22 protein-coding genes and 1 pseudogene are annotated in these 23,212 nt (G+C 36.3%); 9 read left to right on the top strand and 14 right to left on the bottom strand.

Annotation, left to right across the window (positions count from 1 at the left end; genetic code table 11):
- The first annotated feature begins 323 nt into the window (after positions 1-323).
- Together QFZ31_RS23285 and QFZ31_RS23280 are read left to right on the top strand one after the other, a co-directional pair.
- The gene (locus QFZ31_RS23285; protein ID WP_307307478.1) at positions 324-1,367 is read left to right on the top strand and encodes a CdaR family transcriptional regulator; all 1,044 of its coding nucleotides are present in this window, start codon (positions 324-326) and stop codon (positions 1,365-1,367) included.
- A gap of 157 nt (positions 1,368-1,524) precedes the next feature.
- Positions 1,525-1,671, top strand: a complete 147-nt coding sequence (locus QFZ31_RS23280; RefSeq protein ID WP_307307476.1) for a hypothetical protein — start codon at positions 1,525-1,527, stop codon at positions 1,669-1,671.
- A 447-nt stretch (positions 1,672-2,118) separates the two neighbouring features.
- On the opposite strand, the gene QFZ31_RS23275 is transcribed toward QFZ31_RS23280, so the two are convergent.
- A complete protein-coding gene (locus tag QFZ31_RS23275; RefSeq protein WP_179602738.1) occupies positions 2,119-2,277 on the bottom strand; it encodes a hypothetical protein in 159 nt (52 codons plus the stop codon).
- 250 nt (positions 2,278-2,527) lie between these two features.
- On the opposite strand from QFZ31_RS23275, the gene QFZ31_RS23270 reads away from it, so the two are divergent.
- The gene (locus QFZ31_RS23270) at positions 2,528-3,259 is read left to right on the top strand and encodes a class I SAM-dependent methyltransferase (protein ID WP_307307469.1); all 732 of its coding nucleotides are present in this window, start codon (positions 2,528-2,530) and stop codon (positions 3,257-3,259) included.
- A 62-nt stretch (positions 3,260-3,321) separates the two neighbouring features.
- Here QFZ31_RS23270 and QFZ31_RS23265 read toward each other — a convergent pair whose 3' ends face one another.
- Both QFZ31_RS23265 and QFZ31_RS23260 read right to left on the bottom strand, forming a co-directional pair.
- Entirely contained in the window at positions 3,322-4,554 is a 1,233-nt protein-coding gene (locus QFZ31_RS23265; protein WP_307307466.1) for an aminopeptidase, read from the bottom strand.
- Between the two features lie 334 nt (positions 4,555-4,888).
- Positions 4,889-5,260, bottom strand: a complete 372-nt coding sequence (locus QFZ31_RS23260) for a GNAT family N-acetyltransferase (RefSeq protein ID WP_307307463.1) — start codon at positions 5,258-5,260, stop codon at positions 4,889-4,891.
- Positions 5,261-5,301: 41 nt separating this feature from the next.
- Here QFZ31_RS23260 and QFZ31_RS23255 point away from each other — a divergent pair, with 41 nt between their 5' ends.
- The 3 genes from QFZ31_RS23255 to QFZ31_RS23245 all read left to right on the top strand — a co-directional run bounded on the left by QFZ31_RS23255 (position 5,302) and on the right by QFZ31_RS23245 (position 7,707).
- A complete protein-coding gene (locus tag QFZ31_RS23255; RefSeq protein WP_307307460.1) occupies positions 5,302-6,198 on the top strand; it encodes a CPBP family intramembrane glutamic endopeptidase in 897 nt (298 codons plus the stop codon).
- Between the two features lie 186 nt (positions 6,199-6,384).
- Complete coding sequence (locus tag QFZ31_RS23250) at positions 6,385-6,681, top strand: DUF3243 domain-containing protein (RefSeq protein WP_307307458.1); 297 nt, start codon at positions 6,385-6,387, stop codon at positions 6,679-6,681.
- A gap of 285 nt (positions 6,682-6,966) precedes the next feature.
- Positions 6,967-7,707, top strand: a complete 741-nt coding sequence (locus QFZ31_RS23245; protein ID WP_307307451.1) for an HAD family hydrolase — start codon at positions 6,967-6,969, stop codon at positions 7,705-7,707.
- Positions 7,708-7,826: 119 nt separating this feature from the next.
- On the opposite strand, the pseudogene QFZ31_RS23240 reads toward QFZ31_RS23245, so the two are convergent.
- Together QFZ31_RS23240 and QFZ31_RS23235 are read right to left on the bottom strand one after the other, a co-directional pair.
- Positions 7,827-8,477, bottom strand: a pseudogene (locus QFZ31_RS23240) (cupin domain-containing protein).
- Between the two features lie 283 nt (positions 8,478-8,760).
- A complete protein-coding gene (locus QFZ31_RS23235; RefSeq protein WP_307307449.1) occupies positions 8,761-9,585 on the bottom strand; it encodes an aldo/keto reductase in 825 nt (274 codons plus the stop codon).
- A gap of 183 nt (positions 9,586-9,768) precedes the next feature.
- On the opposite strand from QFZ31_RS23235, the gene QFZ31_RS23230 reads away from it, so the two are divergent.
- Together QFZ31_RS23230 and QFZ31_RS23225 are read left to right on the top strand one after the other, a co-directional pair.
- Positions 9,769-10,485: a 3-ketoacyl-ACP reductase gene (locus tag QFZ31_RS23230; RefSeq protein WP_307307446.1), complete on the top strand. Its 717-nt coding sequence runs from the start codon at positions 9,769-9,771 to the stop codon at positions 10,483-10,485.
- A gap of 272 nt (positions 10,486-10,757) precedes the next feature.
- Entirely contained in the window at positions 10,758-12,233 is a 1,476-nt protein-coding gene (locus QFZ31_RS23225) for a S8 family serine peptidase (RefSeq protein ID WP_307307443.1), read from the top strand.
- 95 nt (positions 12,234-12,328) lie between these two features.
- Here QFZ31_RS23225 and QFZ31_RS23220 read toward each other — a convergent pair whose 3' ends face one another.
- From QFZ31_RS23220 to QFZ31_RS23190, 7 genes are all read right to left on the bottom strand, one after another.
- Positions 12,329-13,027, bottom strand: coding sequence for a hypothetical protein (locus QFZ31_RS23220; RefSeq protein ID WP_307307441.1), 699 nt, complete (start codon positions 13,025-13,027; stop codon positions 12,329-12,331).
- 433 nt (positions 13,028-13,460) lie between these two features.
- Positions 13,461-14,204 carry a DeoR/GlpR family DNA-binding transcription regulator gene (locus QFZ31_RS23215; RefSeq protein WP_307307439.1) on the bottom strand — a complete coding sequence of 248 codons (744 nt, stop codon included), beginning with the start codon at positions 14,202-14,204 and terminating at the stop codon, positions 13,461-13,463.
- Between the two features lie 28 nt (positions 14,205-14,232).
- Positions 14,233-15,150 carry a ribokinase gene (locus QFZ31_RS23210; RefSeq protein ID WP_307307435.1) on the bottom strand — a complete coding sequence of 306 codons (918 nt, stop codon included), beginning with the start codon at positions 15,148-15,150 and terminating at the stop codon, positions 14,233-14,235.
- 5 nt (positions 15,151-15,155) lie between these two features.
- Positions 15,156-16,151 carry an ABC transporter permease gene (locus QFZ31_RS23205; RefSeq protein WP_307307433.1) on the bottom strand — a complete coding sequence of 332 codons (996 nt, stop codon included), beginning with the start codon at positions 16,149-16,151 and terminating at the stop codon, positions 15,156-15,158.
- The gene (locus tag QFZ31_RS23200) at positions 16,132-17,655 is read right to left on the bottom strand and encodes a sugar ABC transporter ATP-binding protein (protein WP_307307431.1); all 1,524 of its coding nucleotides are present in this window, start codon (positions 17,653-17,655) and stop codon (positions 16,132-16,134) included. The genes QFZ31_RS23205 and QFZ31_RS23200 overlap by 20 nt, the downstream gene beginning before the upstream one ends.
- A 69-nt stretch (positions 17,656-17,724) precedes the next feature.
- A complete protein-coding gene (locus QFZ31_RS23195) occupies positions 17,725-18,813 on the bottom strand; it encodes a substrate-binding domain-containing protein (protein ID WP_307307428.1) in 1,089 nt (362 codons plus the stop codon).
- A 32-nt stretch (positions 18,814-18,845) separates the two neighbouring features.
- Entirely contained in the window at positions 18,846-19,802 is a 957-nt protein-coding gene (locus tag QFZ31_RS23190; protein WP_307307426.1) for a sugar phosphate isomerase/epimerase family protein, read from the bottom strand.
- Positions 19,803-20,249: 447 nt separating this feature from the next.
- Here QFZ31_RS23190 and QFZ31_RS23185 point away from each other — a divergent pair, with 447 nt between their 5' ends.
- Positions 20,250-20,450, top strand: a complete 201-nt coding sequence (locus QFZ31_RS23185; RefSeq protein WP_307307423.1) for a hypothetical protein — start codon at positions 20,250-20,252, stop codon at positions 20,448-20,450.
- Between the two features lie 429 nt (positions 20,451-20,879).
- Here QFZ31_RS23185 and QFZ31_RS23180 read toward each other — a convergent pair whose 3' ends face one another.
- Together QFZ31_RS23180 and QFZ31_RS23175 are read right to left on the bottom strand one after the other, a co-directional pair.
- The gene (locus QFZ31_RS23180) at positions 20,880-21,839 is read right to left on the bottom strand and encodes a siderophore ABC transporter substrate-binding protein (RefSeq protein ID WP_307307419.1); all 960 of its coding nucleotides are present in this window, start codon (positions 21,837-21,839) and stop codon (positions 20,880-20,882) included.
- A 338-nt stretch (positions 21,840-22,177) separates the two neighbouring features.
- Positions 22,178-23,212 carry a Gfo/Idh/MocA family protein gene (locus tag QFZ31_RS23175; RefSeq protein WP_307307417.1) on the bottom strand — a complete coding sequence of 345 codons (1,035 nt, stop codon included), beginning with the start codon at positions 23,210-23,212 and terminating at the stop codon, positions 22,178-22,180.

The following is a 23,212-nucleotide window of genomic DNA, read 5'->3' as shown; positions in this document are numbered from 1 at the left end:
ATTTTTTAATTACTGAAACTCCAAAAATTATGTCAGATTCGTAGAATGTAGATAAAGTTAATCCAGACTATTTTAGGCAAATGAACAACTGGTTTATGGTTTTATTAGAATATAAAATAGCGAAGATTCTTCATATGTTCGTTTTATTAAAATAAATCAAACATATTTTGAACTTTTCCACAATTTTTAGTAACCGCTTACAAGTTTTATTGTATAATTGTCTTACAAATAAAACAATCGTTCAAATTACTAAGAAACTGTTTAATTTTTTAGGCAAATAAACAAATTTTTCAAATAATTGTAGTATTCAAGGGGATTGGCAGATGAAAATTAATAAAGTTCTAGCCCAAGAGATTGCCGATAAAGTAATGACCGTTATACCCTACAATGTAAATATTATGAATGAAACAGGGATGATTATTGGAAGTGGGGACGCAAATAGAAAAGGTAAAATGCATCAAGGAGCGATAGCAGCAGTCGAACAAAATACCATTGTTTGCATCTATGATTCAGAAGGTCCCTCCATGCCAGGTGTAAATATCCCAATCTATTTCAGAAAGAAAATTATCGGCGTGATTGGAATCAGCGGAGAACCAGCCATTGTTGAACCTTTTGCTGAATTAGTCCGCGTAACTGCAGAATTATTAATTAACCAGGAATATCTATTTACAGAGCGTAGAATACAAGAGCAAATGAAGGAGGAATTTTTATATCAATGGGTTTTTCGTCAAGATCAATATGATGCTGTGTTTAAGAATAACGGCGAAGCGATTGGAATTAATCTTGATATGGAAAGAAAGGCCATTATCGTAAAGGGTGAAACGATTAAAGAACCCTATTTGAAAGACCAGGAATTTTCATTTAAATTAAATCAATCTACGTTCCTTTTCATTGTGCCGACTGATAGTGATATCTTAAAAAGATTGGAACAGATGAGTACCCATCATGGTACCAAAATTGGAATTGGAGGCAGCAGTACACATGTATCAAAATCCGTGCATGAAGCAAAACGGGCGATTGAAATCGCTGAAAAACTAACACTGCCTTCCACTTTCTGCGATTATCAAGACCTAAAGTTTATTGATTATTTAACGAATAAAGATATGCCATTTAGTGAAATCGGTAATTTTTTTCAGGAGTTTGAGACTACACCTAAAGGACAAGAGCTCATTGAAACACTTCTTTGCTATATAAAAAACAGCGGTGATATGAATGCGATTTCGAAGGAACTTCATATCCATCGGAACAGTTTGGCCTATCGCTTACAAAGAATTGAAATATTAACAAACAAAAATCCGAAAAAGTTCACAGATTTATTTCAACTCTATACTGGATATGTCATTTATAAAATGAAGCATTCAGAGTAATGTTTACATAAAAATCAGCCTTCATGCGTATAGCATGAAGGCTGATTAGGCTGGAATCTATGTTTCAACCAATATATGAAATGGCCATTCCATTTAAACGATATCCAATGTGTAATTTATCGTTTTTAAAACATACTATATTTAGAGGTGATATAGAATGGAAAAAGTAACAGCTAATGAAGAAAAAAATGATCATGCAATACATTCAAAAATTTATGAAAAAGTGAAAAGAAACAATCTTATGTACTGGGGCGAAATAGAACTAATAGAAAGCGTCCAACAAAATGAAACTTGGAAAGATTAATCCGGGTTTTTTTTAATTAAAACTAATGACTATCGACAAGTTGTTCTGTTATGGGTTGGATGGAATTCATGATTAACCCCTTACCCTTTTCGTCGATATTTTCACCCTTTCAAATAAATTCTTGGTTGCTAAAATAGACTATATAGTTTATTTTACCGTCAATTAAATAATTGCTGTGAATGCCCAACGATTTGAACTGGAGAATTTCGAATCCAGTTATAATAATAACCAATTATGTATAAAACACTGTAAATATGTAGCGCCGGGATTAACTCGGCCATATTTCGATGTTGCTGTGAGCATAAAAAGAGTGCCAAATTGATAAGAATTTGACACTCATTTTTACTAAAGCGCTGTGAAATAATGTTGTTATGTCTGATGGTTAGGAGAGAGCATTTGTTAACTAAAATACGGCAATACACCGGCACCGTTACTTGATGCCCAACATTAAGCTTCATCCTCACGCTTCGTGACTAATTTTTCATGACCACATCGGTTACATAAAAACCAAGTTGCAATATATCCCCATCCATCGGGTTTCTGATTTGTTTCTTCATAAACGTGACCTTTTAATTTACAGCTGATTTTCGCTAAAATACCCATCATAAAATTCTTCAATTAAGTTTTAAGTTTTCACTACAATCATTACAAAGAATTTAATGGACTGGTTCTATTTTCTTCGCTTAAGGGGAGAGTTTAATGGAAGAAGGGGTTATTTAATAATTTATAGAATAAGTAATGAGTTACCAAAGTAAGATATATCGATTTTTCGTTGAAGCATTTTTATCAACCGACTTTATGAATGAATTGATGTTGTTTTAGGAGGCTAACTTAATATTTAGGAGTTGTATAAATTATGAAGCAAAACAAGTATGATGATGTAAATTTCTTTTTGGCATATGAAAAAATGCCACGTTCAGTCAAAGGACTTGAAGGTGCGGGAGAATGGCACGTATTAAAAGAACTTTTACCAGAACTTCGATATAAAAGTGTACTTGATTTGGGATGTGGTTTTGGCTGGCATTGCCGTTATGCTCGTGAACAGCAAGCAAGGTCTGTTATTGGAGTAGATATATCTGAAAAAATGCTTCAAAAAGCTCGTGAAATGACGAATGATTCTTTAATTTCTTACGTTAACATGCCAATTGAAGACATTAATTTTTCAGACTCTCAATTTGATGTTGTCATTAGTTCATTAGCTTTTCACTATATTAAGTCCTTTGAAGCAATCTGTAAAAAGGTTTATAATTGTCTGAAGCCTGGAGGTTCTTTTGTTTTTTCAGTTGAACATCCTATTTTCACTTCACGGAACGAGCAAGATTGGTATTATGATGACAAAGGGAATCGTCTACATTGGGCAGTTGACAATTACCAATTGGAAGGGTTGCGTGAAACAACATTCCTAACTGAAAACGTAATAAAATATCATCGTACATTTTCAACTTATATCAATGACTTAATTAATGCTGGTTTTATTGTAAGGACAGTCAAGGAACCAATTCCCTCTGAAGAAATGTTAAAGAGCATTGCTGAAATGAAAGATGAACTCCGTAGACCTATGTTCTTAATAATCTCAGCAGAAAAGTAAGATGAACACCGCGGGGAAGGTTCTGGTGGCTCAAAAAGCCGCCAGAACCTTCCCCTTGTCATCTAAGCCCAGTTTCCATTTTTAAACAGTGGAACTTTTCTCCCATCATAATATTCAGCTACAATCTCAAGATCGGCTGAACCAATCATAAAGTCAGTGTGTCCAGTGCTATGGTTAATGCCTTTTTTCTCATAATCCTCGATGTTAATGTTCTTTGCGTCATGAAGTGCCATGGAAATTGCATTTCCTATTGCCAGGTGGCAAGAAGCATTCTCATCAAACAAGGTATTATTAAAGATAATTCCTGAGTTCGAGATTGGTGAATCATGTGGTACTAACGCCACTTCACCAAGGTATAACATCCCTTCATCCATACTAAGAAGCTGTTTTAACGTCTCATATCCCTTTTCTGCAGAAAAATCAACCACTTTTCCTTCTTTGAACGTGAGTGAAAAGTTCTCGATTAAGTTTCCTAAGGCAGATAAAGGTTTTTTACTAGCGACCGTTCCGTTAACTCCATATTTATGAGGCGTCGTAAACACTTCTTCTGTTGGAAGGTTTGGAATATAGGTCGTTCCAAATGTGGATGGATGACCGCCACCTACCCATTTGTGATCTGGATGTAGATCGATGGATAGATTTGTTCCTTCCGATTTATAATGAAGAGACTTAAACTTTTGTTCATTCAGATAATCCACTTTTTTTGTAAGGGTTGCTGAATGTTCTTGCCACGCGGCGATTGGATCTTGTTGATCGACTCTTACTGTTTTAAAAATCGCTTCCCATAAAGCAGCTACCGCTTCATCTTTTTTCAACTTTGGATAAATACTCTCTGCCCAAGCTTCAGTTGGTACACCAATGATTGCCCAAGGCACGTCACCCCGTAGTCTTTTTTGAGCAATTGATTGCAGTTTTTCAGCTCCGTTTTTTTGAACGAACATAATACGTTCAGGTGGAATATTTGCGTATGCACTCGGATCCGTTCCTGCAATAAATAGCATACAGTCGTTATGCTCTGCCAGGCTATTGAATTTATCAACTTCCCACTGTTCGATGAAATTCTTTAAAACGTCATCCGACGCGTTTAAATAATGGATTCGATTCAAACCTGTATCAACCCAGTCTACAAATACACGACTACATCCGTGCTCATAAGCATATTTCGTGATTCTCCGTGTGAAATCAGCCGCTTCAATAGGAGAATTGATCAGTAATCTTTGTCCTTTTTGAACGTTTAGTCCTACCTTAACCACGAGTTCAGCATAATGCTCCAATTTGTCTTCAAAACTTTTCATGTTAAACCTCCTCATAAATTAAAATAGACTCACAAGTCTCCATTAAGAGTTCTACTTTACTTTTCCGCAAAACATCCATTACTCTTCGCTTTATATTCGTTAGAGACTTTGGTACCTTGCCCCCATATTTGGCGAATTCACTTAAGACTATATCACTCCAAAACAATGAAATAAAGTTATTTTATGTATACTCTCATTCATCAGAGCGTTACTGCTTTATCTTCATTATTCATTTTGAGAGGGGCCAATAGTATTTTTAGGGATATACGATTTTTCACTGATAACATTTGGATGGTCACCACATAAAATTGAATTTTTCCCACCCTAAAAAAGGTTATATTCGCCAAACAGAGAATTTATTAATCGAGATTAAAATTTGATTAGAGGGAAATGACATGATTACATTAAAAGACGTGACGAAACAAAACTGGTTCGACATTATAAGACTTAGTAGTGCAAAAGACCAAAAAAACAAATTAAATTGATTTACCATTTCTTTTATGACAAGTAGTAATGCTTTTTTACCAAACCCATTTCCTTGAAACTTGTAATCTATCATTATTCTACAAATCTCATAGCCAGCGAGTTCGTCAGAATAGCCATACATGGTAAAGCCTATGGGCATATCATTTTGATAAATGGCTTTCACTGTCCAATTCTCTTCTATACTGCAATAAAAGTCAAAGTCAATGGGTACTGTCCTCATGAATTTTTCAAAAAACTACTAGAATGTTGGTGTTCCTAAAATTGGATTTTATTAAAGTAAAAGAAGGCAAGAATAGCTGGAAGCGGTATTTATCTTCCTTTATTGTAATTCTACTGTTTATTTTTGTTGGATCGCTGCCTTATCTCATCATTAGTGAATGGATTGTTAATACGGACAATAACCCCAATACCTATTTTGATTTTGAAAAAGAGGATTATGTGGGAATTAACCCGTTGCTTTATTTTGCCTTGTTGAATTCACAATTTATATTTTGGCTTTTGGGCCTGTTTGTCACGATTCGTTTCATTCATAAACGCAAATTCACATCGCTCATTACGCCCAATAGAAAAATAGATTGGAAGCGATTAGGCTTTGGTTTTAGTACCTTCTTTGTCATCCTGGGTCTGACTTCCATCATTGATTCCCTTTTAAACCCTGGAGATTACGTATTGAACGATGTCACTGTTTCTGATTTTTTATTTTTATTCGTTCTAGTACTGGTATTAACTCCCATTCAAACTACCTGTGAGGAATTATTTTTTAGAGGATATCTCTTACAATTCTTCGGAAAATGGATTCGTATTCCTTTTCTATTATCGCTCATAGCAGGCACCATTTTTGGCGCGCTTCATTTCACCAATCCTGAGATGGGGTATTCCCCCATTTTGATGGGAGCAAATTATTTGTTAACTGGATTCATTTGGTCTTATATCACGGTTAAAACGAACAGTGCCGAATTGTCAATTGGTGCCCACGCAGCAAATAATATGCTGTTGGGGTGGTTCATCACGATGGATGACTCTGCCTTTGGTGACATCCCATCCTTATTTGTGGTCAAAAATATTGATCCGGCAGTCTCACTGATCTGGACAACTGTTTCTCTTGGGATTTTCCTATATATTTCTTTGAGAAAAAACAAATTTACTAGACTTTACTAATAACATTCTTGGGGAAAAAGTAATTGCTGAATAAAACAGAAAAGATAAGAGACCAATTCTTCGGGGTTGGTCTTTTACTATTGCGACTCTTTACTTTCAACAAAATAAGGTTTGATTTAGATAGGCACAGGGAATATACAGAACAAGCACATGAAACAATGATGGACAACTAAAGGAGTGATAGTTATGGAACAGTTAGATGAGGAAAAGATAGAAAACCAGGTTTACAAAAATGGTGACGCGTTAAAAAGTTTTGATGATTTCAGGGAATATCTTAGGGGAAAAGTTAATTTAGGAAAAAAACTAGGTATGGATGAAGAGCAGTTAGCCAACTCGGCTCAGAAAGTAGCCGATTACCTCGCTCATAAGGAACCACCTAAGAATTCTGAGGAGCGTTTATTGCAGGAACTATGGAACGTGGGCACTGAGGAAGAACAGCATAAACTGGCCCATATGCTTGTCCGTTTAGTTCTTCATTCTTAGAATTTACTGTATGGAGAAAAAGAAATTAGGATTGGATTACTAAAATAAACTGCCCCTTCTCAATCTTTGAAGGGGCTTCATCTCTGTTATTGGTATTGTTCCTCAATCATAATTGTTGTAGCTTCTAGGATAGAATACCCGAAATGAATTAATCCAAAAAAACGTTGTAATACCGTTTCGTTCATACATAATAACTAATTTTAAAGTAGGAAATGCTGTTTTTATCATCGCCGTAATGTTTACCCATATAATTAGTTTACACCACTATTTAAGGGGGAATTGGTTATGAATCAACAAACCTTAATATTGGACCTGGATGATACGCTAATCCACTGCAATAAATATTTTGAGCAAGCTAAAAATGAATTTGTTACTAAAATAAAAGAATGGATAAAAACACCATCCGATGAAGAGATCATGCAAAAGCAATTAGAAATCGATTTAAAAAGTGTTGAGCTAAACGGCTTACTTTCAGAAAAATTTCCAGAAACACTTGTTGCAACCTATTTTTATTTTTGCCAAAAATATCGTAAGGGCATAAAGGCAAATGAAGTAGAACAAGTTCGAACTATTGGCCGGAGTGTTTTTGAAACAGAAGTGGAGCCTCTTCCTTATATGTATGATGTTCTGAATCAATTACAAGAGGACGGTCATCAACTCTATTTATTCACTGGCGGGGATGTAAAAAATCAAACTCGAAAAATTAGACAATTAGCACTAGAACCCTACTTTGAAGAAAGAGTGTATATTTCTCAGCATAAAAATAGTAAAGCCTTACAAAAGGTAATCAATAAAATCCCTGCCAACAAGAACTCGATTTGGATGATTGGAAATTCACTCAAAACAGATATAAAGCCCGCAATAGAATTAGGCATAAATGCGATTCATATTCCATCAGAAATGGAATGGAGCTATAATATTGTCGATTTAGAAATCGAGCAAAAGGGTACATTTGCTGAATTAACATCACTTCTTGACTTACCAGTTTTTTTTAGAGAATACGCTTTTTACAATGAAGCAATGTGAATCAATGAACGACTAATCTAAGAAGGATTAGTCGTTTCTATGTTTTTTGACTAAGTTGCGCGGACTCCCGCAAACTCAAATCTACTAGTTTTTGAGACCAGAACAGCCTTTATTTTCCCTTAATAATAATATGTTCCCCAAGAGGAATTTTGATAAATTGGTTGATAATACGCTGGAGCAGAATACACTGTGTTATGGTAGTGGTTTAAATAATATTCCTCTACTCTTCCATTGCTTCTTTCGCAAGATTTAGGTGGACCAATAAAGGTGGAAGGTTGAACGGGTTTAATAACTTCTTTCCACTGATTTTCATCAAGGCAATAGGTGTGGGCCATGATATGTGAAGGTGTCAGCTTTAAGATGTCTGATCCAAGAATGACTTCAGGAGTTGGTGCATTAAAGATAGCCAAAAGGTGTGTGTGATCAACTGTCGCCACTTCATAATGCCATCAACCATGTGGAACGTTTGCTACTTGACCAGGTGTAATCGGATAATTTTGAATTTGCTTTGTATATGGATTCAAGATAGACACAACAGCAGCTCCAGAAATGCAATAAACGAGTTCTGCAGCATTCTGGTGATAATGAGGTTCTATCACGTTATTGGTACTTAGAAAAATATTAAGTAATGATACATTCTCGAGTGTATTAAGTTGGTTGATACCAAGAACATTAATGTAGTTTTGATTATCCTTTTTCATTACAGGACTTGTGTTTACATCAAAGGTGAATTGTGCTGAGGATGAGGAATAATCCAAGTTCGTAACCATAATAATTTCCTACCTTCATCTATATATTTAGCTACAAATTAATTTATGCAAACAGCTAAATATGGTGTGCTTATACCTATTAGGGCATTACAATTGCTTCCGGAATACTCCTATAGTAAATACATGTTTATAAAAATCAGGATAAAGCGTGCACCAGATGAACCTTCACCACAGCACCAAAAAGGCATTGCCGTAGTTCAGCAATGCCCCCTAGTAAAAAGCAAGTGAATTATAAAAATTCAACATTAAGCCAAGAGAACCGTCCCCTTTGTTCCATTGTCCGTTAACGTACATGCATATCGTTTGGATTAGGACCTTTACGTCGATTACGGTTAAGTTTATTAATTTCGTTCATTTCATCTGTGCTAAGTTCGAAATCAAATACATTAAAGTTTTCTTCGATTCTTGATGGTGTCACCGATTTTGGAATGACGATGGTGTTGTTTTGTAAATGCCAGCGCAGCACCACTTGAGCTGGAGATTTGCTGTGTGACGCAGCAATCTTTTGAACCACTTCGTCCTGCAGCACCTCACCGCCCTGTTCAAGAGGACTCCAAGCTTCTACAAAGATATTGTGTTTTGCGCAAAACTCTTTTAACTCATTTTGAGCAAGGTATGGATGACACTCAACTTGATTCAATACCGGCACAACTTCACATTCTTTTAAAATGCGCTCTAAGTGCTCAATTTCAAAATTACAAACCCCGATTGCCTTCACTCGGCCATCATGATAAAGCTTTTCTAAAGCCTTATAAGTATCAACATACTGGTGAAAGTTAGGTGTTGGCCAATGAATCAAATATAAATCAATATAATCAAGTCCTAATCTATCTAGGCTTTCCTCAAATGCACGTAAGGTTTTTTCATAGCCTTGGTCAGCATTCCAAACCTTGGTTGTAATAAATAACTCTTCACGAGGAACGGAGGATTCAGCAATCGCCCTTCCCACGCCCTTTTCGTTTTTATAGATCATTGCCGTATCAATCGATGTGTATCCAACTTTTAGTGCAATTTCAACTGCCTCAGTCGCTTGGTCATCTGGAACCTGCCAAACACCAAAGCCCAACTGCGGCATTTTTAAACCGTTATTTAACGTTACAAAATTCATGCTCCATTCTCCTTTTACTATCGATATGTATTTACCCTCATAGATTATCATACCTGTTAATTTATGCGCTATTTCTAGGATTTCTATTCATCTTCTCTTAACCGTTAAATGATTTTTAACTAATTAGGAGAGAATACATGTGTTAGATTGAATGACTATCAATATAAAAATAGGAGTGTACATATGATCTCTTTAAAAGGAAAAAATGCGATTATAACAGGAGCTGGAAGAGGGATTGGCCGAGCAACAGCCATTGCTTTAGCCAAAGAAGGTGTGAATCTTGGATTAATCGGCTTAAACATGTCTAATCTGGAAAAAGTAGCAGCTGATTTAGCTTCTTATGATGTCAACGTTTCTGCTGCTGCAGCCGATGTTGCAGATTTAACCTCCGTTCAACATGCGGTAGAGCATATACAATCAGATCTAGCGTCTATTGATATTTTAATCAATAACGCAGGTACTGCTAAATTTGGCGGCTTTTTAGATTTAACCCCTGAAGAGTGGGAGAACATTATCCGCGTAAACGTGATGGGCGTCTACAATGTTACAAGAGCGGTCTTGCCTGGAATGATCGAACGGAAATCCGGAGATATCGTCAACATCTCTTCTTCAGCAGGACAAAAAGGAGCTCCCGTTACAAGTGCCTATAGTGCCTCTAAATTCGCTGTCCTCGGGCTGACAGAATCGCTTATGCTAGAAGTAAGAAAACATAATATCCGTGTAAAAGCATTAACACCAAGCACAGTCGCAACGGACTTAGCCTTCGATACCAATCTAATTACTGGAAATCCCGAAAATGTAATGCAGCCGGAAGATCTAGCAGACCTGATCGTATCAGGTTTAAAGCTTCATCCAAGAGTTGTCCTAACAACAGCCGGGCTATGGTCAACGAATCCATAACTTGCAATGCTCAACAGAAGGAAAATATCGCAATTAAAGTGAAGATATACTTCTTCACTTTTTTTCGGATTATCTCTGGGCATAGAGGGGAATATCTAGCAACCTATCAATCTTGGAGAACAATCGGAAAGTGACAGTCAGGGGGAATGGTATTTTTTGTCATAATATTCATACTCTTTAAATTTATATTTCGACAACTATATATAAGGGCTTGTATTAAAATTTAATTCTACGTGTATCACGTAAAATTACATATAAAGGGAGGATTTTAAATGAAGAAGAAACTAGCTGTATTATCTATTTGTTCTGCTCTATCATTTTCACTACTAGTTGGGGTCCAGCCGAGCAAAACAAAGGCTTCACCGGAGCCAGAACATTTTGTTGTAGCCTATAAGGGGAAACTGCCAGCCAATTTCTCTGAGAGAATCGAAAAATCAGGCGGAAAAGTAGAGCGAATCATAGAAGAAATTGGCATCGTAGAGGTTGCATCCGCTGACCCTGCTTTCCTTACTAATGTAAAAAAAGATACAAACGTACAATCAGCAGGCAGAGAACTTGAAGCATACCTAGAAACAGATCCAGATACTAAAGTTAATTTTACCCCAGGAACTCCTAATGGAGAGAAAGTTACTTTAGATGCAACCGCAGGCAGCTATTGGGATAAACAATGGGACATGCAGCGTCTTACTAACGATGGGAAATCTTATGATTTAAATGACGGAAATAAAGATACAGTTGTTGCGGTAATTGATACTGGTATTGACTTTAGCCATCCAGATTTAAAGGCAAATGCAGATGAGGCTGGCTCAAAAACATTTGTTCCAGGAACTGCAAATGCTTGGGACCAAAATGGCCACGGCACACATGTTGCTGGATCGATAGCTGCGAATGGAAAGGTAAAGGGTGTTGGTCCGGATTTAACTGTCAGAGCTTACCGTGTATTTGGAGCCACTGGAGGAGCACAGCAATCATGGATTACCAATGCCATTGTAGCAGCAGCAAACGATGGCGTTGAAGTTATTAATATGTCCATTGGCGGCTGGCGCTGGATGGCTCATAACCTAGAAGAGAAAGGTGATTCCGCTTCTATGGTTGCCTATCACCGTGCCATTCAATACGCGATTCAAAAAGGAGTAACAGTGGTCGTATCTTCTGGTAACGACTCCAAAGACCTAAACAATTTACAGGACATGCAAGCCTATTGGAAGACTACTTACGGCTTAGACATTAAGGGGCCATCCCGTGTGGTTCCAGCACAAATTCCTGGGGTTATTACGGTTTCCTCCTCTAATGAATGGTCAGAAGACAATATTGCATTCTACTCGAATTACGGTAATGCCATTGATGTTGCTGCCCCTGGAGGTGATAATGGTCCAGTATACGACGGTCTTTTCCGTAAAAATCCTGCCGGAGACTATTTAAATACACGTGATTTTACGTATCGTACATTATCTACTTATCCTACTTATCCAGTAGGTGCGGGAGCTGGAACAAATGCTACAACGCAATTTAGCGACGGAAAATGGCATGGGTACTCTTATTTGCATGGTACTTCCATGGCAGCACCGAAAGTAGCTGGAGTTGCTGGAGTCATTAAAGCCGCTCACCCTGAGTATAGCCCTGCACAAGTAGCAGCAGCCATCAGACAAAGTGCCATTGATTTTGGAAAAGTTGGAGTAGATCCACTATATGGAGCAGGCGAAGCTAATATTTATAACTTCTTGTCGAAGGATACTTCTAATAAGTAATTGGAAGAACCACTGAGTTTAATCTCAGTGGTTCTTTGACTATCTAACTAATAAAAAAAAGAGGTTTCTAAGCAGCTAGAAATCCTCTCTTCTTATTACCACGAAACAACAATCCACTCATCCTGCTTTTCAATGGAAAAATCATCATCAAATTCCTGTGGACCTACCAATTGAACACTCTCTCCCGTTTCTGCCACTTGGTTGATTCCTTCGATAATTTTTTCTGCGGACTCTCCTTTATCTGCCATCAAATCACATAGGATATCTGTATGGCTGGGCGCAGCACTCGCAACCCCGGTACTCATACCGACGAGCACCTCTCCATCTTTCACAATCGCAAAAACATCAGAATACGGGATGGCATAAAGTGCAGCACCGTATTTCACAGCAACATTTATCCAATTCTGAAATTTTGCTTCATGCATTAAATTAATATATTCCGAATCTCCGATTATAATAGAATCTTCGGCAGGTATTTCTTTCTCTTTATCCACTAAGAGGTGTGTCGTTTCCTGTGATAGGGTAGTAATTTCATTTTTATTTTCCTCTCCTGTCTGAGAAGGAATGATAAGGGAACTCTGTGTGTCAACGCTATCATTATTTTCGATATTTACCAGTTGATTAGCTTTATTGCTCTCAACCATTTCGTCTTCAGTTATCGTTTCGGTTTGTTCCAAGGTGATAGTTTGCGGAGATAATTCACTGGTAGTATATACCTTCCTCTGGGTAACATCCTCAGAAGAACATGCAGTCATTAACATCAAAAAAGGTATCAAAATTAAACCCTGCTTCATTTTTTCATTACCTCCCAAAGTTTTCCTATTCTTATTATACTTATTAAAACGTTTTAGAATTGGAAATTTTCCATATTTTCTAACAAACAGTTCATTGGTTACAATTTTAGGAAATCAACCCACTCCAAAACGACTACTTTTTAAATACTAGAATTTATGATGCAAGTGATAAAGAAGGTGCTTATTAATTCTTAATTACCCACATTTACATAAAATGAAACTACAATATTCCAATTTTTTCACTCACCTTGCCAACCGGGACTTGTACAAGTTCTGGTTAGTCCTATTTGACTGTATTTTTAACTCCGATTATGAAAGAAAACCATATTTTGAGCATTTTTCAAGTTCCATAAGTTTATCTTAGAATCACAAATACCCCCTTATCTAATTGAGATAAGGGGGTATTCCTAGTAACGTGATTAATAACCGACTTCTAATCCGCAATGTAATACTGTATTTTTCCTTCCAGCCCATTAATTTTTTTATCCGTTACTAAAATGCATTGATTTAATTCAAATGCCTTACATAAGGTACTTTTATTATACTTAGAGCTATCTGCCAATACATAGCACTTCTTGGAATTGGTATTGACGATCGTTTTTTTACTCGCTTCTCTGATGTCAGGTGTATTAACTCCCATTTCATTACCAAATCCATTTGCTCCTAGAAAGGATCGATCGAAATAAAGATTTTTTAAGGTATTGTCGGATAAAGGACCACTTATAGAATCTAAATTCTTATTAACGTCTCCACCAATGATGATGCAGCTTGAAATATTCGGGTTATCTAACTCATTTAAAACTAAAATGTTTGAAGTAACAATACGAACGTCTCTAGCTTTTATATATTTTACAATCGCCGCACAGGTTGTCCCTGAGTCAATATAAATGACTTCTTCATCATTAACTAAAGAAGCTGCAAATTTAGCAATTCGTTCTTTTTCATCCATATTCAGAAATTTCTTTGTGCCAACTGGTAATTCAAAAGTATTAACCTTCCGTTTAACAGCTCCGCCTCTAAGGACAGTAATCTGATTTTCTTCTTCAAGATTTTTTAAATCTCTTCGAATCGTTGATTCTGATACATCTTCAAAGATACTTACAAAATCTTCAATATACATTAAATCCTTTTTTTCTAGTTCTTCCATTATTTTTTCTCGTCTTACATAAGGAATCATATTCAATACCTACCTAACTAACATCAATCTATACATCAAAACTAGCTAAAACTTCCTCTAAATGAGGCATAGCGTCCTGGCCGCCAATTTTCGTAACGGTTTTTGAGCTAACTTTCGATGCAAATTTTCCCATTTCCTCTTTACTTAAACCATTAATTAAACCATATGCGATTGCACCTATATACGAATCTCCAGCCCCAGTGGTTTCAACTACATTTACCTTTTCTGGTGAAACGCAAAAAGTATTGGTTCCATCATATAAGAGGCTGCCTTTTTCACCTAATGTGATAATTAGGAGTTCTCCAATCTGTTTAAATAATGAATCACAGCATTGTAATGCGTCCTCAACGGTACAAATCTCTCGCCCCGCATAGAAACTTGCCTCGGATTCATTTACAACCAAACAATCAATTAACTCCATAACATCTTCTGTGAGCTTGTAACTTGGTGCTGCATTCACGATCACATAGCAATTATGTTTTTTTGCTAATTTTATTGAATACTCGACTACATCCATCGGGATTTCCAATTGTAAAATAACAATTTGACTTTCCTTAATAATCGGCTCGGCACGGTCTATATCCTCAACGGTTAGAGAAAAATTGGCACCGGTTGCAATCGTAGAAAGCAGTCTCCCATCAGGAAAAGAGTTTACAATTCCAAGCCCAGTATGCGTATCAGCTAAACCGATATAATCCGTTTTCACTTTATATTTCTTCAATGAATCAATTAATATAGTCCCAAAATGATCATTACCTACTCTACCTACCATGTATGTCTCAAGGCCCAATTTTGCACATTGAACGGCTTGGTTTGCTCCTTTTCCGCCACCACAAAATGAAACCCCATCAACCGTGATCGTTTCACCAATTTCCGCTAATCTTTCCTGTTTTAATACGATGTCATAATTAAGGCTGCCAATGACAGCTACTTTGTTATTTTCCATAAGGCCTACATCCCTACACTTTTTGGATAGTTTGTATTTTTATTATTATTTTTAACTACACGAAGTTTTTTAAATTTATCTTGGATGACTTCAGAATAAGCTGCAACGACTATAATGGCACCGGTTGCAATATATTGCCAGAATGAGTCAACTCCTACTACGACTAAACCAACTTTTAATGCTGACAATAGAATAGCACCAAGTAAGGTAGCGATCATGTTTCCTTTACCACCTGCTAAACTAGCCCCGCCAATTGCAGCAGCGGCAATCGCATTTAATTCATAACCTTGTCCAGTAGCAGGTTCACCAGAACCTAGACGTGCTAACAAGATCATCCCAGCTAAAGCAGCTCCTACACCACATAATGCATACGTTAAAATCTTTGTTCGGTCAACATTTACGCCTGATAATTTTGTTGCTTCTTCATTGCCGCCAATAGCAAAGATATACGTTCCTAATTTAGTATACTTTAAAATAATATGACTTACTATTGTAAACGCAATCAAAATAAGGACAGAAACTGGAACATCTTTCACAACATCTCCTGCAAGCATGGATCTGAAATTATCAGGAATATCCAATACCGGCCAACCACCTGTATAGATATAAGCAATACCTCTATATGCACTCATTGTACCTAATGTGGCAATGAATGGTTGTAATTTCAACTTAGTGATTAATAGTCCATTTACTACACCTAGTACAAACCCTAGTGCCATACCTATTGTAATAGCCAATACAGGATTCATTCCTCTTACCAATAAGTCCCCAGTAATAACAATGACCACTGCAAAAATGGAACCAATCGATAAATCAATTCCTCCAGTAATAATCGCATAGGTAATACCTATGGCTAATAGACCATTAATGACGGTTTGATCAAAAATATCAAGTAAATTACCACCACTTAAATAAATAGGTTCTATGGCTGAAAAAATAATGACCATCATGATAATGGCAAAAATTAGACTAGCTTCACGACTAAATAACTTGGCTTTCATTTTTGGTTACCCCCATTGCATATTGAAGTACATCTTCTTCTTTTAGTCCATTATTCTTTAACTCTATTACTTTACGTCCTTCTCTCATGACGATAATTCGATCGGACATGCCAAGTACTTCAGGTAATTCTGAAGAAACGATGATGATCGATTTACCTTTTTCCAATAGCCCTTCCATTACACGATAAATTTCTGCCTTCGCTCCAACATCTACACCCTTAGTAGGCTCATCTAAAAATAATATATTTGCATCAGAAGATAACCATTTCGAAATGACTACTTTTTGTTGATTACCTCCACTTAGTTCATGTGTTAAATAATGAGGATTTGCAGGCCGTAAATTGATTTCATTTATATAGGTCTCGCAATTTTCTGTTTTTTTCTTATGGCTAACCAAACCAAATTTGGTGAATTTCTCAAGTTTCGTTAAAGCAATATTATCAGCATTGTTAAAGAATTTAAGAAATCCTTGTGTTTTTCGATTTTCTGGTACAAGGCCGAGACCTAACTTTACAGCCTGCTCTGAAGACTTGATATCAACCTCTTTGCCATTCAGCAGGATGGAGCCATTTGTTTTCTTTTCTGCACCAAAAATAGTGCGAATAACATCGGTTCTTTTCGAGCCTACTAGTCCAAAAAAGCCTAGTATCTCTCCTTTTTTCAAATGAAAAGAAATGTCTTCATACACGTTATTAATCGTTAAACCTTTAACCTCTAACACAGTCTCTTCGCCGATCATTCCTTTTTTATTTCTGACAGCAAAGGAGGAAACGTCCCGGCCAACCATTTTCCTGATTAATTGCTCTTTACTTACATCTTTTACATGAAAGGATTCAATAAATGTCCCATCACGAAGTACAGTTGCTCGATCACAAATTTCAAAAATCTCTTCTAATCGATGACTGACATATAAAATCGTAATCCCATTTTGTTTTAATTCATTTATGATTTCAAACAAGGAGTCCGTTTCAGATTTTGACAAAGAAGCAGTAGGTTCATCAAAAGAGATTACCTCAGCCTTGTGGTAGAGCGCCTTTGCAATTGCAACCATTTGCATTTCCCCTGTACTTAATGAACCTGCCTTATCTTCGCTTTTAAAATTACATCTTAGTTTAGATAGAATTTCATTTGCCTGTTCATGAATCAGTTTATTGTCTATTAACATACCTTTTTTGGGCTCGTACCCCAATACGATATTTTGACCAACCGTAAGTTCTGGTATTAAACTTACTTCTTGATGTACTTTAGAAATTCCGTGATGTATTGCGTCATTTGCATTTTTAAATTTCACAGCCTGATTATTTAAATGTACTTCCCCATCATATTCTGTATATACACCATGAAGGATATTTAACAAGGTTGATTTACCAGCCCCATTTTCTCCTAAAAGGGCATGAATTTCTCCTTTTTCTATATCAAAACTCACACGGTTTAATGCCTTTACACCTGGGAAAACCTTAGAAACATTATGAAATTTTATGATTTTTTCCACTTGGTCTTTCACTATAAATTTCCCCTTTTTATTACTATAGTCGAATCTTTAGTAGATTCGACTATAGCTTTTTAATCAAATTTATTGAGCTAGTTCCGGTTCAGTCCAGCCAATAATTTCTTCGGCTGGTGTATCGACATTCGTCGAATCTATTAACGCTTGTGGTGTCCAAATAACTCTAGGTAATTCTTGACCACCGATCTTTCTAATCATCATTTCTACTGCAATTTGTCCTTTAAATTTAGGGAAAGAATCGATTGTCGCGTCAAGCTCACCCTTACGAATGGAATCATATGCTTCACCAATTCCATCTACACCCATAACAAGAATATCTTTTCCAGAGGCATTAACAGCTTCTTGTACCCCTAATGCCATGGTGTCATTGTTAGCAAAAATAGCTTTTAAATCAGGATGTTTTTTGATCCAAGTTTCTGCTGTATTTTTTGCCTTTTCGCGATCCCAGTCGGCATTTTGTTTTTCAACAATTTCAATTCCTGGTGCGTTGTCTTTAATCCAAGATTCAAAACCTAGCGTACGTTGTCGTGCAGCAAAGGCTTTAGGCATACCTACAACAATGGCAACCTTTCCTTTTCCATTCAATTTTTCGGAAACCCATTCTGCCACTTTTTCACCATTTTCTACAGCTTTCGGCCCAACAAAATGAGGTGCTTCAGCAATAATTCCATCATTTACATTAATAACCGGAATATCATCTTCTACTGCCTCTTCTACCCCAGGAACGAGATTACTATCAGATATTGGTGATAACAATAATCCTGAATATTTTTTATTAATCATATCCCTAACGATAGACAATTGCCCTTCTTCGTCTGCTTCCCCTTGTGGAGATTTAACATCAGCGTTAATTTTGTAACCGTTGCTAGAGAACTTATCAGCACCTATTTCCATGCCTTCCTTTAGTGTTCTCCAGTATTCATTTTCAAAAGCTTTTGCGACACCGCCAAGGTTCAATTCATCCGTAACCTTTGGTACTGCACCTAGCTCATCTCTAATTTCCGAATAGAGTTTACCATCTTCTTTATCAGGGTTAAATCCTGTGTTTTCTTTTGCCCCATCCCCATTTGCTCCATTACTGCTGCTGTTAGCACTGCACGCACCCAAAATTAAAGTGGCTGATGTCAATAATGCAAGAATCATCTTTTTATTCATAATAGATTAACCCTCCTATTTACTTTCTATTATTATTTTGCTGTTACAGTTGGGTTCGTACTTTGTAAAAATTGAAAAAATAGCTGCCTTGCTTCAATCGCACTATTCTTACTAATTACATTCTCTATATAACTCATCCCCACAGAATCTATCAATCTATTAATTTCTTGAATCATTTGTACATTTTGTTGAATCTCTGCTAAAGGTTCTTCTCTTACCGGAAAGGTATCGAAATAAATAGCGCTATCATAATTAGCCTTCTTAAGGTAATACATAAATTCTAATGTTTGCATGAATGAAACCGTTCCAACCATTAGGCCATCATCATGCTGACCATATCCATCATTAATATGTACGCCAAATAACTTATTTCTCTCTGTCGCAATGCTTAAACCATATGCCGGATTTTCTCTTTTCATCAACATGTGACAATAATCAACCGTTACACCAACGTTTTCTCTATCAATCTCATTAACCATTAACATGGTAAGACCGATACTATCAATGAATGCATAAGATCTTTCTTGATAAGGCTTGTATTCGATACTAATCTGTAAATCAGGAGCATAATCTGCAAATTTTCTTATATACTCTTTCACTTGACTCCATACCTTTGGGTAGTCCATTTGAAATGGATAATCAAACCCATCAAATCCTAACCAAAGTGTGATGACCTTACCATTAAGGTCTCGACAAGCATCTACTGCTTGATAACATAACTTTAATGCGTCCTCTGCAATTTCGATATTGCTATTTCCCAATTCTCCATTTATAAAATGATTGCGAAATCTTAAAGCTAGTCCATTAACTTCTAACCCAGTATCTTGCAACTTGCTAGAAACTTCAGTGACCGTATACTCTTCAAAGTGTTCCGGAAAATTAAGGTCAACAGATGTGATACCATCAACTTTCGAAACCAAATCAATTGCCTGTAAAATATCATTATTAACAGTTGGAAGAACCGAATTTATCCTTGTTGCTAACTTCATTGATAACCACTCCAAAAATTGAATTTAGAAAACGCTTTCTGATTAATACTTTAACAGCATGATTCCAAATATTCAATAATTTTTTTCATATTTTTTCAGTTTTTTTCAAAATATTTTATTTTTAATACTACTAAACATCAATTTTTTGTAAAAAAACTGAAATTTACTCGTTATTTCCAGTGATTTTCATATTATTTCATTTTTATGAACTTGTACTAATAACAACATCGAATCCTTCCTCTACATATATAGAAACTATCAATCTTCGAAAAATTAGGATAAATATTTCTAGTTTAACTTGCTAAGGATAGGGTAAAATTACCTTGAGGTGAAAAAATGGAAGTAACTATTACGATCGACGCAAAGCAACAGCTGATAAATGTACTGGATGAAGAGCCTACCATTAAGATTAATGAAATCCGAACAACTGGTTGAGGTGCCACGTACATGTACGAACTTGCTCAGGTTGAGCAGGTAAATAATGAGGAAATTTTTAAAGTCGGAGCCATTACAATCCTAATCGACCCATTGGTGATTAGCCATTTAGCGGATGATATTATCATTGACCATAAAAAAAATTATGGATTTATTCTTAAAAATAATTTTGAAATCTTAACATTTGGAATGAAATTAATGAAGAAGTCCTAATACTCAATACGGTATCAGGACTTACGTTCCAAATTTTAATTTTAAGTGCCGAGTTTCCTTTTTACGTGCTAAATCGTTTTGGACATTACCTAGATGGTGCCTGGCGGTTGGATGTTATATCAATGATAAAAAGATTAAACTCACTCCTTTTTAAATAAGATGTCTTGTCCTTAATCGAGTAACCAGCAAAAGTAGAATAAGCGGAGATTTTCCGGTTAAATGCAGAATGGAGCTCGTTTCGGGGTATATAAGGGGAGATTTTCCGCTTATTCAAAGCAAAATCTCCCCTTTTTGAATTTTTCAAGTCAATAGGCGGAATCTCTCCGTCTATTTGAGCTTTTTTTGATAATATTTTCAAATTAAGCGGAATTTCTCCGTCTATTTATCATCTCTGTTGCTTAACCTGATCCCCCAACCGGTAAGTTCTACCTATTCTAAAGCCGCTTTCACTTCTTCTACCATGGATTGTGTTGAAGCAATCCCATTCCCTGCAATGTACCAGTTTACTGCATCTAGGTAGATAATCTTTCCATTTTTATATGCATTTGTTTTCTGTACTAATTCATTTTCAATGGTATCTTTCGCTCCTACTTCTCCACCAATAGCGGCAGAACGGTCGATAACAAATAGAACATCAGGATTTTTTTCTAAAATATATTCAAACGAGACACTTTGACCGTGCTGTGAAATTTCAAGGTTTTCGTCTACTGCTTTGAAACCAAACACATCATGTACAAAACCGTAGCGAGATGCTGGACCAAATGCACTTACTTTTCCCTCGTTCGCTAATAAAATTAATGCTTTGCTGTCAGAGGCGGAGGCTTCTTTGTTTAGTTCATCAATACTTGCTGTTAGCTCCTTCATTTTTGTATCAAGTACATCTTCCTTTTCAAAGATTTCAGCTAAGAGTTTGAAATTCCTTTCAAGCGAGGCCATGTAGTTTGCATAATCTACTTCTACAAAAACCGTTGGAGCTATTTCTGCAAATTGATCATATAACTCCGCTTGTCTTGCTGAAATGAAAATAACATCTGGCTGTAATTCATGCAGCGCTTCAAAATCAGGTTCTTTTAAGCTCCCAACGTTGGTATATTCAGAACCTGCGTACTTCTCTAACGTCTTAGGAACGATGGCTTGTGGAAGACCCGTTATTTCTACACCTAATGTATCTAATGCATCAAGTACACCAAAATCAAATACAACTACTTTCTCAGGGTTCTTTTCAATCGTAACTTCTCCATATTCGTGTTTGATTTTAACTTCTTTTGCTACTTCTTCTGTTTTTTCTCCTTCAGTGCCTGAAGATTTGCTCGTTTCCTCCGCGCTTCCGCACGCAGCTAATAAGAAAATCAATGCGAACATAAGAGCAATTAAACGTAATTTTTTCATCCTTTTTGTCTCCTTTTATAAAAAATATGTACAGTAGAACGCTCTAGCATATTTGAAACATCTTTCGTTATCGCCAGTTAACTCTTGATATCAGCTCCCCTTAGTGTTATTTAACTGAAAATGATTATCATTATCACAATAAATATGTTATATTTTCAGATAAATTATGTCAATAGCTAATTGAGAATTATTTTCAACTAAAAAATCCTTGGGCTAGTTCTGAAACCAGGGTACGGTTCACAGGCAGCAACAAGAACGGTCCCCATTGCTCTCTTGCTCGCAAAAAAGCCACTGTGTTCAAATGCTGAAACAGTGGCTTTTTCTCGTCAGTTATTTAGTTAAATCGTAATAACACTACCTTTTTCGGCTGCTTCCATAATCCCTAGAATCACTTTTAGTGAGGAAAGGGCATCATTTCCGGTCACAATGGGTTCCTGCTCATGACGAATGCAATCAATAAAAGCATCGATAACACCACTATTTGTTTGATTATCGTTCGTTTGGATGCTTTCTAGTTTGTAATAAACCTTCTCGCCATTTTTATGGATAACTTCTAATTGGTATTGATCACTATGATAAATTTTTAAAATACCTTTTTCACAATAAATGATGGTACTATTATCTTCTTCTCCATAATAGGTCCAAGAAAAGGAAGCCGTACCAAGACGACCTTTTTTCGTCTTTAAACTACATACAATGTTGTCGCATACTTCAATGGGTTCACCATGTTCATTTACTTTATCGAGAGCACCTTGAAAGGCACTAACTTTCTCGATTTCATCATCTAATAAATAATGCAGCAGATCAACCTTATGAATCCCTAAATCTCCCGCCACACCAAGACTGGAACGATCCTTTTTAAAAAACCAGGTAGAGTTTGATTTATTGACACTCCATTGTTCTGGTCCAGAGTGTCCAAATGTGGTTCGAAAGGTAAGGACTTTCCCGAGCTCTTCATTTTTAATGATTTCTTTCGCCTTTTGATGGGCACGCGTAAATCGCTGATTATGATCCACCATTAATTTTTTCCCAGATTTCATTTGAGCTTCGACAATTTCATTTGCATGCTCAACCGTTAAAGAAATAGGTTTTTCACATAAAACATGCTTTCCACTGAGTAATGCCTTGGTTGAAAAAACATGATGAAATTCGTTAGAAGAGCAATCACTGATGACTTCTACCGTTGGATCGGTCAGTAATTCTTCAACTGTTTGAGCTACACGTCCACCGAACTCGTTCGCAAGTGCAGTTGCACGTTCTAAATTCCGATCGAAAAAAATGATTTCATCCACATAGGGATTTGCTTTGTATTCGGGGGCATGGCGTACTTTAGTAATCGTACCACAACCAATAATTCCTACTTTAATACCCAA

Origin of the sequence: Neobacillus niacini (assembly GCF_030817595.1) — a bacterium.
Taxonomy (GTDB): domain Bacteria; phylum Bacillota; class Bacilli; order Bacillales; family Cytobacillaceae; genus Neobacillus; species Neobacillus niacini_G.
This window is presented reverse-complemented; position numbering and strand designations above follow the sequence as displayed.

Coding starts and splice junctions, on each gene's coding strand:
- QFZ31_RS23285 (WP_307307478.1), top strand. CDS start 324: ATGAAAATTAATAAAGTTCTAGCCCAAGAGATTGCCGATAAAGTAATG.
- QFZ31_RS23280 (WP_307307476.1), top strand. CDS start 1,525: ATGGAAAAAGTAACAGCTAATGAAGAAAAAAATGATCATGCAATACAT.
- QFZ31_RS23275 (WP_179602738.1), bottom strand. CDS start 2,277: ATGATGGGTATTTTAGCGAAAATCAGCTGTAAATTAAAAGGTCACGTT.
- QFZ31_RS23270 (WP_307307469.1), top strand. CDS start 2,528: ATGAAGCAAAACAAGTATGATGATGTAAATTTCTTTTTGGCATATGAA.
- QFZ31_RS23265 (WP_307307466.1), bottom strand. CDS start 4,554: ATGAAAAGTTTTGAAGACAAATTGGAGCATTATGCTGAACTCGTGGTT.
- QFZ31_RS23260 (WP_307307463.1), bottom strand. CDS start 5,260: ATGAGGACAGTACCCATTGACTTTGACTTTTATTGCAGTATAGAAGAG.
- QFZ31_RS23250 (WP_307307458.1), top strand. CDS start 6,385: ATGGAACAGTTAGATGAGGAAAAGATAGAAAACCAGGTTTACAAAAAT.
- QFZ31_RS23245 (WP_307307451.1), top strand. CDS start 6,967: ATGAATCAACAAACCTTAATATTGGACCTGGATGATACGCTAATCCAC.
- QFZ31_RS23235 (WP_307307449.1), bottom strand. CDS start 9,585: ATGAATTTTGTAACGTTAAATAACGGTTTAAAAATGCCGCAGTTGGGC.
- QFZ31_RS23230 (WP_307307446.1), top strand. CDS start 9,769: ATGATCTCTTTAAAAGGAAAAAATGCGATTATAACAGGAGCTGGAAGA.
- QFZ31_RS23225 (WP_307307443.1), top strand. CDS start 10,758: ATGAAGAAGAAACTAGCTGTATTATCTATTTGTTCTGCTCTATCATTT.
- QFZ31_RS23220 (WP_307307441.1), bottom strand. CDS start 13,027: ATGAAGCAGGGTTTAATTTTGATACCTTTTTTGATGTTAATGACTGCA.
- QFZ31_RS23215 (WP_307307439.1), bottom strand. CDS start 14,204: ATGATTCCTTATGTAAGACGAGAAAAAATAATGGAAGAACTAGAAAAA.
- QFZ31_RS23210 (WP_307307435.1), bottom strand. CDS start 15,150: ATGGAAAATAACAAAGTAGCTGTCATTGGCAGCCTTAATTATGACATC.
- QFZ31_RS23205 (WP_307307433.1), bottom strand. CDS start 16,151: ATGAAAGCCAAGTTATTTAGTCGTGAAGCTAGTCTAATTTTTGCCATT.
- QFZ31_RS23195 (WP_307307428.1), bottom strand. CDS start 18,813: ATGAATAAAAAGATGATTCTTGCATTATTGACATCAGCCACTTTAATT.
- QFZ31_RS23190 (WP_307307426.1), bottom strand. CDS start 19,802: ATGAAGTTAGCAACAAGGATAAATTCGGTTCTTCCAACTGTTAATAAT.
- QFZ31_RS23185 (WP_307307423.1), top strand. CDS start 20,250: ATGTACGAACTTGCTCAGGTTGAGCAGGTAAATAATGAGGAAATTTTT.
- QFZ31_RS23180 (WP_307307419.1), bottom strand. CDS start 21,839: ATGAAAAAATTACGTTTAATTGCTCTTATGTTCGCATTGATTTTCTTA.